Source organism: Mycobacterium sp. E2238 (assembly GCF_001672665.1).
Lineage (GTDB): Bacteria > Actinomycetota > Actinomycetes > Mycobacteriales > Mycobacteriaceae > Mycobacterium.
Genome location: NZ_LZKF01000078.1, coordinates 1 through 14,518, shown reverse-complemented (window position 1 = coordinate 14,518; position 14,518 = coordinate 1). Strand labels below are relative to the sequence as shown.

Here is a 14,518-nt window from a genome sequence, read left to right as displayed (position 1 = left end):
CCCAGGAGACCATGAACGCGTTATTCACCACCGCAATGGCATTGCGGGAGGTTGGCCCCGGCGTCTTTGAGGGCGAGCTCAACAAGCACTGGACCATCGGTCCGAAGGTGCACGGCGGCGCGATGCTCGCGCTCTGCGCCAACGCCGCCCGCACCGCCTGCGGCGCACAATCGCCGGCCGGCTTCGAACCGGCCCAGCAGCCCGTCGCGGTGTCGGCGAGCTTCCTGTGGGCCCCCGATCCGGGCCCGATGCGGCTGGTGACCTCGATCCGCAAGCGCGGCCGCCGGATCAGCGTCGTGGACGTCGAGCTCACTCAGGGTGACCGCACCGCGGTGCACGCTGTGGTCAATCTCGGCGAGCCGGAACACTTTCCGCCCGACGGTGATGCCAAGCCGCTGCTGTCGGCCAACCCTGTCGTGGGCCTGATGGCGCCAGAGCCCCCCGACGACATCGCGCCTATCGGGCTCGGCCATCCCTTGGCCGGCCTGGTGCACCTCGGCGAAGGCTGCGATGTGCGGCCGGTGCTGTCGACGCTGGGGCCGTCAGCCGGCGGCGGCCCGCCGGTGATCCAGATGTGGGCGCGCCCGCGCGGGGTGGCTCCGGACGCGCTGTTCGCGCTCATGTGCGGGGACCTGTCCGCCCCGGTCACCTTCGCCGTGGAGCGCACCGGCTGGGCTCCCACCGTCCAGCTGACCGCCTTTCTGCGCGGACTGCCCGCCGATGGGTGGTTGCGAATCATCGCCACGTGCACCGAGATCGGGCATGACTGGTTCGACGAGGACCACACCGTCGTCGACAGCCTGGGCCGGCTGGTGGTGCAAGCCCGCCAATTGGCGTTGGTCCCTGCCGCCGGGTAGCCGCCGCTGTCTGCGATGCTGTCGGGCATGGCAAGAATCGCGATCATCGGTGGCGGCAGTATCGGGGAGGCACTGCTGTCGGGTCTGCTCCGCGCGGGCCGGCAGGTGAAAGACCTGGTGGTCGCCGAACGCGTTCCGGAACGCGCCCAGTATCTGGCCGACACCTATTCGGTGTTGATCACTTCGGTGGCCGACGCGGTGGAGAACGCGTCCTTCGTCGTGGTCGCGGTGAAGCCCGGCGACGTCGAGCCCGTGATGGCGGAGCTGGCGAAGGCGGCCGCCGCGTCCGAGAGTGACAGTGCCGAGCAGGTGTTCGTGACCGTCGCGGCCGGCATCAGCATCTCGTATTTCGAGTCGAAGCTCCCGGCCGGAACGCCGGTGGTCCGCGCGATGCCGAACGCGGCGGCGTTGGTCGGCGCCGGGGTGACGGCGCTGGCCAAGGGCCGGTTCGTCACCATCCCGCAGCTCGAGGGGGTATCGGCCCTGTTCGACTCAGTCGGCGGCGTGCTGACCGTGCCGGAAGGCCAAATGGACGCTGTGACGGCGCTGTCGGGCTCCGGCCCGGCGTACTTCTTCCTGATGGTCGAGGCCCTGGTGGACGCCGGGGTCGCCGCGGGCCTGAGCCGGGAGGTGGCCGCCGACCTGACGGCGCAGACGATGGCCGGGTCCGCGGCCATGCTGCTGGAACGGATGGACGCCGAGCGGCGGCCGGGCGAGGGGGAGGCGCCCGGGTTGCGGGTGGACGCCACGGCGACCCAGCTGCGGGCGACCGTTACCTCACCCGGTGGCACCACCGCCGCGGGGCTTCGCGAACTGGAAAAGGGCGGGCTGCGGTCGGCTGTCGATGCGGCGGTTCAGGCCGCCAAAATGCGCTCTGAGCAGCTAAGAATTACATCGGAGTAATCCAAGAATTTTGAACTGATTGTCCCCCACCAGTACCAGTAACCCCATTAGTCCCGCTATTCTCCTCTTTGTATGCACGTGTGGGTGCCAGCGGAGGGGAAGCCGCTGGCATTGCGCGGGCCTGACACGATTGGGTTGCGATGACGTCTACGAACGGGCCATCGGCGCGAGATTCTGCTGGTAAGCGGGACGCCGGTTCCGGCGAGGGCCAGGGCAGGACACAATTCTTGACGGTTGCCGAGGTGGCGGCGTTGATGCGGGTCTCCAAGATGACGGTGTACCGGCTGGTGCACAACGGCGAGCTGCCCGCGGTCCGGGTCGGGCGGTCTTTCCGGGTGCACGCCAAGGCGGTGCACGACATGCTGGAGACGTCTTACTTCGACGCGGGCTGACCCGAAACCGCACTTCGCTCTTTACTCGGCCGTCGTCGACGCCGGTTTGGTGTTCGATGCGTCCAGCCGGGTAAAGTGTCCGGGTCAATCCTGCAAGCAGGTCACGGGTCAGATAGCGGAGTTCATGGGTTCAGTAATCAAGAAGCGGCGCAAGCGCATGTCCAAGAAGAAGCACCGCAAGTTGTTGCGCCGCACGCGGGTGCAGCGCAGAAAACTCGGCAAGTAGGCCCGCCCGCGGCGTAGCGCTGCGGTCTCTCCCGGCGGATAGGCTGTTTGGGTGGATCAGTCGAGTGGGGATGGCGCCGGTACCGGCGACACCGCGAGCAACACGGTGCACTACCCCAAGGTTGTGCTGGTTACCGGTGCGTGCCGGTTTTTGGGCGGCTACCTGACCGCTCGGCTCGCGCAGAACCCGATGATCAACGCGGTTATCGCGGTTGACGCGATCGCGCCCAGCAAGGACATGCTGCGCCGCATGGGCCGCGCGGAGTTCGTGCGTGCCGACATCCGCAACCCCTTCATCGCCAAGGTGATTCGCAACGGCGACGTCGACACCGTGGTGCACGCGGCGGCCGCGTCGTACGCCCCGCGGTCCGGGGGTACCGCGGCGTTGAAGGAAATCAACGTGATGGGCGCGATGCAGCTGTTCGCGGCCTGCCAGAAGGCGCCCTCGGTGCGCCGCGTCGTGCTCAAGTCGACGTCCGAGGTGTACGGGTCGAGCGCTCACGATCCGGTGATGTTCACCGAGGACAGCACCAGCCGCCGGCCGCTGCGCGGAGGTTTCGCCAAGGACAGTCTCGACATCGAGGCCTACGCGCGCGGGCTGGGCCGGCGCCGGCCCGATATCGCCGTGACGATCCTGCGGCTGGCCAACATGATCGGGCCGGCCATGGACACCACGCTGTCGCGGTACCTGGCCGGGCCGCTGGTGCCCACGATGTTCGGCCGCGACGCGCGCCTACAGCTGCTGCACGAGCAGGATGCGCTGGGCGCACTGGAGCGCGCGGCGATGGCCGGCAAGGCCGGCACCTTCAACATCGGCGCCGACGGGATCATCATGCTGTCGCAGGCGATCCGCCGGGCCGGCCGGATTCCGTTGCCGGTGCCGGGTTTTGGCGTCTGGGCGCTCGATTCGCTGAGGCGGGCCAATCGCTACAACGAGATCAGCCGCGATCAGTTCGCCTACCTGAGTTACGGCCGGGTCATGGACACCACCCGGATGCGATCGGAGCTCGGGTACCAGCCGAAATGGACGACGGCGGAGGCTTTCGACGACTACGTCCGTGGCCGCGGCATGACTCCCATTATCGACCCAGATCGGGTACGCTCCCTGGAGGGTCGCGCCATATCTTTAGCTCAGCGCTGGGGTAGCCGAAATCCAGTTCCGTGGGGTGGGGTCAGGTAGGTATCGTGGCTGGTGAAACCAGAGCCAATGTCATTCCACTGCATACGAATCGGGGTCGGGTAGCGGCGCGTAAAAGAGCCGATCAGCGGGCGGAGTCGGCTCGCCAGCATCCTTCCTTGCTTTCGGACCCGCACGGTCGGGCCTCAGCCGAACAGATCGCCGCCGTCGTCCGCGAGATCGACGAGCATCGGCGTGCCGCGGGCGCGGGGTCGGCGGAGGCCCCGCTCAACGAACTCGCTCAGCGCGTCGCCGCCGTTGCCGGCTTCCTGCGTCAGCGCATCACGGGTGACTACACCGTCGACGAGTTCGGCTTCGATCCGCACTTCAACAGCGCGATCGTCCGGCCGTTGCTGAGGTTCTTCTTCCGGTCGTGGTTCCGGGTCGAGGTCAGCGGAATCGAAAACCTGCCGAGCGACGGGGCCGCGTTGGTGGTGGCCAACCATGCCGGGGTGTTGCCGTTCGACGGGCTGATGTTGTCGGTGGCCGTCCACGACGAGCATCCCGCCCAGCGAGACCTGCGGTTGCTCGCCGCCGACATGGTGTTCGACCTGCCCGTGGTGGGTGAGGCCGCCCGCAAGGCGGGCCACACCATGGCCTGCACGACGGACGCGCACCGGCTACTCGCCGCCGGCGAACTGACCGCCGTGTTCCCGGAGGGCTACAAGGGCCTGGGGAAGCGCTTCGAGGACCGCTACCGGTTGCAGCGGTTCGGCCGCGGGGGCTTCGTGACGGCCGCGTTGCGCACCAAGGCGCCCATCGTCCCCTGCTCGATCATCGGTTCGGAAGAGATCTATCCGATGCTGACCGATGTGAAGCTGCTCGCCCGGCTGTTCGGCCTGCCCTACTTCCCGGTCACGCCGCTGTTCCCGCTGGCGGGGCCGGCGGGTCTGGTGCCCCTGCCGTCGAAGTGGCGCATCGCGTTCGGTGAGCCCATCTACACCAACGACTACGCCGCCTCCGACGCCGAGGACCCGATGGTCACCTTCGAGCTGACCGATCAGGTCCGCGAGACGATCCAGCAGACGCTGTACCGCTTGCTCGCCGGCCGGCGCAACATCTTCTTCGGCTGAACCCCTCCTAACGCGAAAACGCCCCGGAGCCAACGGCTTCGGGGCGTTTTGCGCTTGGATTACTTGACCATTGTGAACTGGCAGACGTTGGTGTAGCCGTCGCGGAACAGGTCCGAGCAGCCCCGCAAGTACTTCAGGTAGATGTCGTAGGTCTCCTGCCCCTTCAGGGCAATCGCCTCCTCCTTGTGGGCCTCGAGGGCATCCCCCCAGGCGGTCAGCGTCGGCACGTAGTTCTTCCCGATGAAGTGGTGGCGCTCGATCTTGAAACCCGCATCCGTCGCGTATTTGTCGACCAGGTTGACCTGGGGCAACTTTCCGCCCGGGTAGATCTCCTTCAGGATGAAGCTGATGAACCGCAGCAGGGTCATGTTCACCTGCAAGCCCATCGCTTTGCCCTCCTCGGCGGTGGGCACCACGATGCTGTGCAGCAGCATCCGGCCGTCGTCGGGCAGCAGTTCGTAGTACTTCTTGAAGAAGGTGGCGTAACGCTCGTACCCGGCGTCGCCCGCTCCGTCGGCGAAGTGCTCGAACGCGCCCAGCGACACGATGCGGTCGATCGGTACGTCGCCGGGGAATTCCTCCCAGCCCTGGATCCGCACCTCTTTGCGGCGGGGGCTGTCCATCTTCTCGAACTCGGCCACGCAATGGGCGTACTGGTTCTCGCTGAGCGTCAGGCCGATGACGTTGACGTCGTACTCGGCCACCGCGTGCCGCATGGTCGAACCCCAGCCGCTGCCGATGTCGAGCAGCGTCATGCCGGGCTCGAGGTTCAGCTTGTCGAGGGCCAGCTTGCGCTTGGCGTACTGCGCCTCTTCCAGCGTCTTGGTCAGATTCTGCGGATCCGGATTCTCGTCGAAGTATCCGCAGCTGTAGGTCATCGACGGGTCGAGCCAGAGCTTGAAGAACTCGTTCGACTTGTCGTAATGGGACCGGACCTTCTCGACCGGCGGCTTGAGCTGGGTGCTACCCGTTTCCCCCTGTGAAGTCATAGATTCGAACCTACTTTCCCGCTGATATGGACGCGACCGCCGCGACGGTTGCTTCGTGGTCGGTTTCGTTGTTTGCGGCTTCCCCCAGCATCGTGACTGTACTGGTGATGACCGGTTTGCCCTCGGCATCCGTAACCTCGCTGCGGATCTCTGTGATCACGGCGCCATGGGACTCAATGACAGAGTCTAGGTAGGTGTCGAAATAAAGCCTATCCCCGGCGACGATCGGCCGGTGGAACTTGAATTTCTGGTCGCGGTGCATGACCCGCGCGATGTTGATCGGAATGCTGAACTTGGTGAAGATCTCCAGCTGCACGCGCCGACCCGCGATGGCGAGGAAGGTGAGCGGGGCCACCAGCGCGTCATACCCGGCGGCGGCGGCGTCGGCCTCGCTGAAGTGCGTCGGATGGTCGTTCCTGATGGCGAGCGCGAACTCCCGGATCTTCTCGCGGCCGACCAGGAAGTAATCCGGCGCCCGGTAATGGCTGCCGATGAGCCCTTCGGCTCCCTTGGGGATTGTCATACCGCTGTCGCTCTCCGCTCGAATAGGTCTCAGCGGCGCAGCCTATCAGCGCGATTGCCGCCGGGATGCTACCGCGGCCAGTGCGCCACCGGCCGCCCCGAGCGCCAGGGCCGACGGGACCCCGATTCGGGCGGCCTTGCGGGCGGTGCGAAAGTCGCGGATCTCCCAGCCGCGTTCACGGGCCAGGGTGCGCAGCCGCGCGTCCGGGTTGATGGCGACCGCGGTGCCCACCAACGACAGCATGGGCACGTCGTTGAAGCTGTCGGAGTAGGCGGTGCACCGTTTTAGGTTGAGGCCCTCCCGGATCGCCAGCGACCGGACGGCGTGCGCCTTTCCGGTCCCGTGCAGGATGTCGCCGACCAGCCGGCCGGTGAACACCCCGTCGACGGACTCCGCGACGGTGCCCAGGGCGCCGGTCAGGCCGAGCCGCCGCGCGATGGTCGCCGCGAGTTCGTACGGAGTGGCGGTGATCAGCCAGACCTGCTGGCCCGCGTCGAGGTGCATCTGTGTCAGCTCGCGGGTGCCCGGCCAGATCTTGTCGGCGATGATCTCGTCGAAGATCTCCTCGCCCAGAGCCACCAGTTGTTCGACCGAGCGGCCCTCGATGAAGGCGAGCGCTTTCCGCCGGCCTGCGGCGACGTCGTTGCTGTTCTCCTTGCCCAGGATCTGGAACTTGGCCTGGGCGTAGATGAAGCCGATCACATCGCGATAGGTGAAGTAGTTGCGCGCCGCGAGCCCGCGGCCGAAGTGCACCGCCGAGGAGCCCTGCACCAGCGTGTTGTCCACGTCGAAGAAGGCGGCCGCGGTCAGGTCGATCGGCGGCTGCGGGCGGTCCTCGTCGGCGGTTTCCTCCCGCAGGCCTTCCAGCGCGCGGGCGGCGCTGGCGTCGGCGGCCAACGACTCCAAGTCAACGTGACTGAGGTCCCCGTTGACCGGGTCAGAGGAAGTCATCGCCAAACCTCCTAGATCGCTGTGTTGCCTGGCGACCCAGTGGGTCCCGATGTTCAACCCTATCGGGGAGGGGCTGTGTGCGCCTCGGGGTCCGGGCAGTCGCGTTGGCGCCATCGCGCATTTGGATTTTGTGACTGGACGGCCCAATTAGGGCCGGGACGACTGGCAAGAAAATCCGCCGGTGGTCGTTTGGATTTGTGGTAGTTGGCCGCTGGATTCCGACAGTCACGGGTGTCCGCGAGGTGCTACGAGCCGTGCTGAAGGATTCGATGATCCAATAACTGTAACTTTGTGTGAGTGGTTAACTACCTAAGAGTTTAAGCTCTCTTATTCGGGTCGTATTCGGTACCAGAGAGATCATCCCAAAACTTCGGCGAAACGTTCGTTTTGCGGTCTTCTGGCGCAACAGCGTCGACCTTTGCTTGGAATTCGGCGAAGCCCTTCCGTGCGCGCGCTAATTCTTCTTCTGTCGGCGCCGTAACGCCAGCTTCTTCCGGTGTCGAAAAAGTCTTACCCGCAATCTTTTTGCTCATTTGGAACTCCCTTCATAAACTGAGGCGCGAGCGGGATAAAAGTGGTCAGCGTTCGATCATCTCGATGATTGTCCTACCTGTCCTTGGGTCTAAAATCTTGCTGACGACATAAAACTTTGACCCAGCCGGGAATAATATCTCTTGCTCGCCGGGGTACATTGAGACAGAAGAAACATCCCGTCCTGTGGTCGACCAAATTCTGAACTCGGTGTTGCCGGCAAAAGTTGGTGACTGAGCCACAGTCGGATCCGTTGAGGTGCTGGTAAATGCATGCTCCGTAATTATGTCTCCGGGTTTGTACTGTTCGAGCACATCGGCCGGGAGGTTTGTGCCTCGGACCACGGGGCCTTCGTACGCCGGTAGTTTCTCCAACGCCTTATTCAGCGCGTCAACACGGGCCTGTTGAGATCCGTCCAATACGCCTTCCCTAAGAGCGAGATTCAGGTCCTGGTATCCAGGTCCAGTGTAGTGGGCGAGCGCGGCCAGATCATCCGAGTTAAGTGGGTGCAACGGTAAATCGTGGTGGCTGCCATTTTCTGGATTCGGGTCGTGCGGTCCATTCCCGTCGCCATCATGTGGCCCACTAGCGCCATCGGGTGGATGCGGTGACCCTCCGTCGGGCGGATGTGTCGATCCGCCGTCTCCGGGCGGCGGACCGTCGTGAGGGCTCCCGCCCGGCATCTCGGGCGGGTGCGCACCCGGTTCCCCACCGTGGGGCATTTCACCCAGGCCGGGAGGCGCTGCTTCGGCAGGCCCGCCGCCCATGGGCACCGAAGGTGGCGTCGGCAGGTGCGGCGCCGCCGGAGGCGCGGGCTCGGAGGGGAGACCCGCACTGGCGGGAGGCGGCTCGTGGGCTGGCACCGGCTCGGCTGGCTTCGGGTGCGGTAGTGGCGCCTGCTCGGCTGGCGCGGGCACCGCCGGTTTGCCAGCCGGCTCGTGCGGCGCGGCGGCAGGCTTGGGCGGCTCAACAGCGGGGGGCTTGTCGCCGACCGGTGGCTTCGACTCCGTCGGGCTGTGTGGAAGAGGGCCGTCGGAGGGCCCCGGCGCGGGCTTGCCCGAGGCGGGGGGCGCGGGCTTGCCTGGCTCCGGCCTGCCCGGGGCTGCGGGTGGTCCCGATTCCGGCGGCTTTGGGGCGGCCGGGGGAGGCTCCGACGGGGGCTTCACCGAGGGCGGTTTCGCGACGTCCGGCAACGGCGGCTTCGGCGCGTCTCTCACCACGTCGCCAAGGCCGCGCGCCAGTTTGCCGAGCTTTGACAGTGGGCCGCCGGGCAGCGCCAAAGTCCCCAGGTCGAAGAGTGTCTTTCCAAACGCTTCGTCGGGGTGTGAGCCCCACTCGTCCCAGTGGGTGACCTGCTTACCCAGCGCTTTCCAGGATTCGGCGACGCCGGGTCCACCGTCGGGCCCCAAACCCACCAGAGACAATTCGCCCTCGACCATGCCGATGACGTCTTTGCCGTAACCCACCGGATCGGATTGGAGCCGGCTCGGGCTTAATTTCGCCATGCCCTCGAGCCAATCCCAGCCTTCCACGCCGAGACCTTTAAGGGACCGGCCGACGTGGTTGAGGACTCTCCCCACCTGGGTGCCGTGCAGGAAGTGGTCCCACTCTTTACCCGCCCAACGGCTCATTCCCTCTATCGCGGCGGCGGCCGCGGACATGGTGGCGTTGATCTGATCGCCCAGCGTCTCGGCTTCCTGAGCGAAGTTGTTGACGACCGTGCGGATGTCGTCGGCGATCCTCTTGATCTCGTCTTCGTCTTCGTCGGTGAGCCACTCCCAGACCTCTTTGATTCCGGTCAGCGGATCGCAAATGCGCGACAGCAGATCCAGGATCGCCGCGTGTACCTTGTCGAGCTTCGCGGCGTAGCTGTTGAGCTGGGCGGCGATAGTTTGGCATTGGCGTGCAACGTTGATGGTGGCTTCGGAGGCATCCGACAACGCCTTGTTGATGGCAGCGCCCTCCGGGATCTGCTGGGCACCAATGGCGGCCATTGTCCCGCCGCCCGCCGCGGTCTCGGTGGCCATGAAACTCGCCTCCGCGCTGGTCCACGCCGCCGCGGCGGCCCGCAATTTCGCCGAATCGCCAGTGGGCCAGATCATTCCGATGTAGGGGGCCACCCACCCCCAGCCCGCCGGGGCGCCACTACCGGCGCCGACAGCCGAGGGCGGCTTCGCCCCAACGCTCAACGGCGCGGTCACCGGCGGCGTCGGCAGACCCGCGGCCCGGCCCGTGACATCCGACTGCGCATCGGCCAGCGCGTAGTTGCGGGCCGACACCCGCACCCCGTCGCCGATGCTGCACAACCCATTCCGGGTGCTGGCCATCGCGTCGAACAACTTGGTCGCCGCACCGTCGTACGAGCGGCCCAACGCCGCGCCAACCGGATCGTCGCCGGCCATGCCGGCGCTGCCGGCCAATGCCGCCGTCAAGGTTGAGATCACCGATCCCAGTGACTCGCCGGTGGCCAGCACGGCGGTACCGGCGGCGTCTACGGCCGTCGGGTCACACGCCAGCGGCGCCATCTGGTCACGACCACATGCCGAGATTCGTCGACATGGCGCCGGTGTAGTTGCCGTGCGCGGTCGTGGCCACCTTCGCGAGTTGCGCCAGCGCCTCACGCATCATCGCCTCGCCGCGCACCCAGTGCTGGTGCGCCTCGGCATGAGCGGTCGCGGCCTGCCCCGTCCACGCGGTGTGCAAACGCGTTACGCGAGAATCGATTTCGGCGATCATGTCCTCGGCGTAGCGCTGAAACTCCGCCATCCGCTGGACGGCGTCGGCCAACGCCTGGGGATCCACCCGGAACGCCTCAGCCACCACGCACCGCCCGCTCCGCCTGGGCGGATCCGGCCTCGTTGGCCTGGTAGCCCTCGCCGGCCTGCCCCACGAGATGGCCCAGCATGGACAACCCGAGCTGTACTTCACGCGCGCCCCGATGCCAAAGCTCCCACGCCGAGGCGTACGCGCTACCCGACGCTCCTTGCCAACCGCCGAGCATCTGACTTACCTGATCGTCTAGCCGGCTCAACTCGGCCGAGAGATGCTCGGCCGCGCCGGCGATGGAAACGGCATGGCTTTGCATCACCACCGGATCAACCCGCAGGGTCTCGTCAGCCATAGCCGGAACATAACGCCTGGTAGGCGGCCTCACAAGTCACCAATGCCACACTGGTGGCCATGACCGACGCCCCCCGGCGGCCGCAGGTGGAGCTGTTGACCCGCGACGGCTGCACCATCTGCGAACGCGTACACACCCGGCTCGCCGAATTGGCGGCTGAGCTGGGCTTCGACCTGTCGACGATCGACGTCGACGCCGCCGCCTCGGCCGGCAACCCGGGGCTGCGGGCCGAGTTCGGCGACCGGCTGCCCGTGATCCTGCTCGACGGACGCGAGCACAGTTACTGGGATATAGACGAGCCCCGGCTGCGCGCGGATCTCGCTCGATGAGGGCCAACGGGCAATTATTTGGTAGCCCACCTGATAAACGATTACCTTGGAAACCAGTTCAATTACTGGAGAAAGCAAGGGAGCTGGCCAGGTGATGCTGCCGTGAGCGTCTTGCTTTTCGGGGTTTCGCACCGCAGTGCGCCGGTCTCCGTCCTGGAACAACTCACCATCGACGAATCCGATCAGGGCAAGATCGTCGACCGGGTGTTGCAGTCGCCGCTGGTGACCGAGGCGATGGTGCTGTCGACGTGCAACCGAGTCGAGGTCTACGCGGTGGTGGACGCGTTCCACGGCGGGCTGGCGGCAATCGGGCAGGTGCTGTCGGATCACTCCGGAATGTCCATGGGGGACCTGACCAAGTACGCGTACGTCCGTTACAGCGAGGCCGCCGTCGAGCACCTGTTCGCGGTGGCCAGCGGGCTGGACTCCGCGGTCGTGGGTGAGCAGCAGGTGCTCGGCCAGGTGCGCCGCGCGTATGCCACCGCGGAAAGCAACCGCACGGTCGGCCGGGTGCTGCATGAGCTGGCCCAGCGGGCGCTGTCGGTGGGGAAGCGGGTGCATTCCGAGACCGCCATCGACGCGGCGGGGGCCTCCGTGGTGTCGGTCGCCCTGAACATGGCCGAACGCCGGCTCGGCGGGCTGCAGGGCAAGACCGCCGTGCTGGTCGGCGCCGGAGCGATGGGCGCCCTGGCGGCGGCCCACCTGACCCGGGCCGGCATCCGGCACGTGCACGTCCTGAATCGGTCGTTGTCCCGCGCGCAGCGGTTGGCCCGCAAACTCCGCGAATCCGGTGTGCAGGCCGACGCGATGTCACTCGACCGCCTGGCCGACGCGGTGGCCGACGCCGACGTCATGGTCAGCTGCACAGGCGCGGTGAGTCCGGTCGTCACGCTGGCCGACGTGCACCATGCGCTGGCCGCCGCGCGCCGCGACGAGTCGACCCGCCCGCTGGTCATCTGCGACCTGGGCATGCCGCGTGACGTGGACCCCGCGGTCGCCGGTCTGCCCGGTGTCTGGGTCGTCGACGTGGACCGCGTGCAGCACGAGCCGTCGGCGCACGCCGCGGCCTCCGATGTCCACGCCGCGCGCCACATCGTGGCGGCCGAGGTCGCCGCCTACCTGGCGGGGCAGCGCATGGCCGAGGTCACGCCGACGGTGACGGCCTTGCGCCAGCGCGCCGCCGACGTGGTGGAGGCGGAGCTGTTGCGCCTGGACAACCGGCTGCCCGGCCTGGAGAGCGCCCACCGCGAGGAGGTGGCGCGCACCGTGCGGCGGGTGGTGGACAAGCTGCTGCATGCGCCCACCGTGCGGATCAAACAACTCGCCAGCGCCCCCGGCGGGGACAGTTACGCCGAGGCGTTGCGTGAACTCTTCGAACTCGACCAGACCGCCGTCGATGCCGTCGCCGCGGGTGAATTGCCCGTCATATCAACGGGATTCGACGCCGGAACGCAAGAACCGTCCGCCGAGTAGCCGATTGGCGAACGTGATCCGGATAGGTACCCGGGGCAGTCTCTTGGCCACCACCCAGGCCGGCCTCGTCAGGGACGCCTTGACCGCTAACGGTCATCCCGCGGAGCTGGTGATCATCAGCACCGCCGGCGACCGCTCGTCGGCGCCCATCGAGACCCTGGGCGTCGGCGCCTTCACCACCGCGCTGCGCGAGGCGATCAACGACGGCCGGGTGGACGCCGCGGTGCACTCGCACAAGGATTTGCCCACGGCGGACGACCCGCGGTTCACCATCGCGGCCATCCCGCCGCGCAACGACCCCCGCGACGTGGTGGTGGCCCGCGACGGGCTGGTGCTCGGGGAGTTGCCGGCGGGTTCGCTGGTGGGCACGTCGTCCCCGCGCCGGGCCGCGCAGCTTAGAGCATTGGGTCTCGGTTTGGAAATCCGCCCCCTACGAGGCAACCTAGATACCAGGTTGAACAGGGTAAGCAATGGTGATCTCGACGCGATCGTGGTAGCTCGGGCCGGACTGGCCCGGCTCGGTCGCCTCGACGATGTCACCGAGACGTTAGAGCCGGTGCAGATGTTGCCAGCACCGGCTCAGGGCGCGCTCGCCGTCGAATGCCGCGCCGGCGATGAGTTGGTGGCAGTGCTGGCGGAGTTGGACGACGCCGACACGCGTGCGTCGGTCACTGCGGAGCGAGCCCTGTTGGCCGAACTGGAGGCCGGTTGTTCCGCACCGGTGGGCGCGATCGCAGAGGTGGTCGAGTCCATCGATGAGGAAGGCCGAGTCTTCGAAGAGCTGTCGCTGCGCGGGTGCGTGGCGGCACTGGACGGATCCGACGTGATCCGCGCGTCCGGCATCGGCACCGCCGATCGGGCGCGTGAGCTGGGGGTTTCGGTCGCCGCAGAGTTGTTCGAACTCGGCGCCCGAGAACTCATGCAGGAAGCGCGGCAGGACCCGGCACGAGGAAATTAATTGCGAGTGACGTGGGAGCGACAATGACGACGCGAGGGCGCAAGCCGAGACCCGGCCGCATCACGTACGTGGGTTCAGGTCCCGGTGATCCGGGACTCCTGACTACCCGGGCCGCCACGGTATTGGCGAACGCCGCCTTGGTGTTCACCGACCCCGACGTGCCGGAGCCGGTGCTGGCGCTGATCGGCAAAGACCTGCCACCGGTTTCGGGCCCGGCGCCCGCCGAAGCCCCCGCTGGTGGAGGCGACGCCGCCACCGGCCCGGAGCAACCCGCGGTGATATCGGCCGGCCCCGACGTCCGTCCGGCGCTCGGCGAGCCCGCCGAGGTGGCGAAGACGCTGACCGCCGAGGCCCGCACCGGCGCCGACGTGGTGCGGCTGGTGGCTGGGGATCCGCTGACGGTCGACGCGGTCATTACCGAGGTGAACGCCGTCGCGCGGAGCCACCTGCACATCGAGATCGTGCCCGGCCTGGCTCCCACGGACTCCGTGCCCACCTACGCGGGGCTGCCGCTGGGCTCGTCGCACACCGTTGCCGACGTCCGCGACCCACACGTGGACTGGGATGCTTTGGCCGCTGCGCCCGGCCCGCTGATCCTGCAGGCGACCACGTCGCACCTGGCCGACGCGGCGCGCACCCTGATCGAGCACGAGCTGGCCGAGACCACTCCGTGCGTGGTGACCGCGCACGGCACCACCTGCCAGCAGCGTTCGATCGAGACCACACTGGGCGGTCTGACCGACTCGGCCGTGCTGGGCGCGACCGACCCGGCGGGCCCGTTGACCGGACCGCTGGTGGTGACCATCGGCAAGACGGTGGCCAGCCGGGCGAAGCTGAACTGGTGGGAGAGCCGGGCCCTCTACGGCTGGACCGTGTTGGTGCCGCGCACCAAGGATCAGGCCGGCGAGATGAGCGAGCGGCTGACGTCCTACGGTGCGCTGCCGATCGAGGTGCCTACCATCGCCGTCGAGCCGCCACGCAGCCCCGCGCAGATGGAGCGGGCCGTCAAGGGCCTG

16 protein-coding genes and 1 pseudogene are annotated in these 14,518 nt (G+C 67.3%); 10 read left to right on the top strand and 7 right to left on the bottom strand.

Translation table 11 applies throughout. The annotated features are described in order from the left end of the window. Positions 1-11: 11 nt before the first annotated feature. The 6 genes from A5711_RS06215 to A5711_RS06195 all read left to right on the top strand — a co-directional run bounded on the left by A5711_RS06215 (position 12) and on the right by A5711_RS06195 (position 4,627). Positions 12-857, top strand: a complete 846-nt coding sequence (locus A5711_RS06215) for a thioesterase family protein (RefSeq protein ID WP_067944754.1) — start codon at positions 12-14, stop codon at positions 855-857. Between the two features lie 27 nt (positions 858-884). Continuing rightward, complete coding sequence (gene proC / locus A5711_RS06210) at positions 885-1,760, top strand: pyrroline-5-carboxylate reductase (protein WP_197520751.1); 876 nt, start codon at positions 885-887, stop codon at positions 1,758-1,760. Positions 1,761-1,900: 140 nt separating this feature from the next. Next, positions 1,901-2,152, top strand: a complete 252-nt coding sequence (locus A5711_RS06205; RefSeq protein WP_067944752.1) for a cell division/environmental response transcriptional regulator — start codon at positions 1,901-1,903, stop codon at positions 2,150-2,152. A 124-nt stretch (positions 2,153-2,276) separates the two neighbouring features. Beyond that, complete coding sequence (locus tag A5711_RS26080) at positions 2,277-2,378, top strand: 30S ribosomal protein bS22 (RefSeq protein WP_003402602.1); 102 nt, start codon at positions 2,277-2,279, stop codon at positions 2,376-2,378. Positions 2,379-2,429: 51 nt separating this feature from the next. Further along, positions 2,430-3,557: an SDR family oxidoreductase gene (locus A5711_RS06200; RefSeq protein WP_067944751.1), complete on the top strand. Its 1,128-nt coding sequence runs from the start codon at positions 2,430-2,432 to the stop codon at positions 3,555-3,557. After that, on the top strand, positions 3,539-4,627 hold the full coding sequence (locus tag A5711_RS06195; protein WP_197520152.1) for a lysophospholipid acyltransferase family protein: 1,089 nt from the start codon (positions 3,539-3,541) through the stop codon (positions 4,625-4,627). Before A5711_RS06200 ends, A5711_RS06195 begins: the two co-directional genes overlap by 19 nt. Before the next feature lie 59 nt (positions 4,628-4,686). Here A5711_RS06195 and A5711_RS06190 read toward each other — a convergent pair whose 3' ends face one another. The 7 genes from A5711_RS06190 to A5711_RS06165 form a co-directional block, all read right to left on the bottom strand. Further along, on the bottom strand, positions 4,687-5,616 hold the full coding sequence (locus tag A5711_RS06190) for a cyclopropane mycolic acid synthase family methyltransferase (RefSeq protein WP_067944749.1): 930 nt from the start codon (positions 5,614-5,616) through the stop codon (positions 4,687-4,689). A gap of 10 nt (positions 5,617-5,626) precedes the next feature. Next, complete coding sequence (locus A5711_RS06185) at positions 5,627-6,139, bottom strand: MaoC family dehydratase N-terminal domain-containing protein (RefSeq protein ID WP_067944748.1); 513 nt, start codon at positions 6,137-6,139, stop codon at positions 5,627-5,629. 45 nt (positions 6,140-6,184) lie between these two features. After that, positions 6,185-7,090 (bottom strand): HAD family phosphatase, encoded by a 906-nt coding sequence (locus tag A5711_RS06180; protein ID WP_067944747.1) that lies wholly within the window; start codon positions 7,088-7,090, stop codon positions 6,185-6,187. Between the two features lie 317 nt (positions 7,091-7,407). Then, the gene (locus A5711_RS26075) at positions 7,408-7,623 is read right to left on the bottom strand and encodes a hypothetical protein (RefSeq protein ID WP_082975663.1); all 216 of its coding nucleotides are present in this window, start codon (positions 7,621-7,623) and stop codon (positions 7,408-7,410) included. 45 nt (positions 7,624-7,668) lie between these two features. Continuing rightward, positions 7,669-10,146 (bottom strand): ADP-ribosyltransferase, encoded by a 2,478-nt coding sequence (locus tag A5711_RS06175; protein ID WP_067944746.1) that lies wholly within the window; start codon positions 10,144-10,146, stop codon positions 7,669-7,671. Positions 10,147-10,150: 4 nt separating this feature from the next. After that, positions 10,151-10,441, bottom strand: a complete 291-nt coding sequence (locus A5711_RS06170; RefSeq protein WP_067944777.1) for a WXG100 family type VII secretion target — start codon at positions 10,439-10,441, stop codon at positions 10,151-10,153. After that, on the bottom strand, positions 10,434-10,742 hold the full coding sequence (locus A5711_RS06165; RefSeq protein ID WP_067944745.1) for a WXG100 family type VII secretion target: 309 nt from the start codon (positions 10,740-10,742) through the stop codon (positions 10,434-10,436). Before A5711_RS06165 ends, A5711_RS06170 begins: the two co-directional genes overlap by 8 nt. A 59-nt stretch (positions 10,743-10,801) precedes the next feature. Here A5711_RS06165 and A5711_RS06160 point away from each other — a divergent pair. The 4 genes and pseudogenes from A5711_RS06160 to A5711_RS06145 form a co-directional block, all read left to right on the top strand. Next, positions 10,802-11,166 (top strand): annotated as a pseudogene (locus A5711_RS06160) (glutaredoxin family protein). 7 nt (positions 11,167-11,173) lie between these two features. Then, entirely contained in the window at positions 11,174-12,544 is a 1,371-nt protein-coding gene (locus tag A5711_RS06155) for a glutamyl-tRNA reductase (RefSeq protein ID WP_067944743.1), read from the top strand. A 13-nt stretch (positions 12,545-12,557) separates the two neighbouring features. Then, a complete protein-coding gene (gene hemC / locus A5711_RS06150) occupies positions 12,558-13,502 on the top strand; it encodes a hydroxymethylbilane synthase (protein WP_067944776.1) in 945 nt (314 codons plus the stop codon). 23 nt (positions 13,503-13,525) lie between these two features. After that, the coding region (locus A5711_RS06145; protein ID WP_231987428.1) for a uroporphyrinogen-III C-methyltransferase at positions 13,526-14,518 on the top strand (993 nt) is incomplete at its 3' end.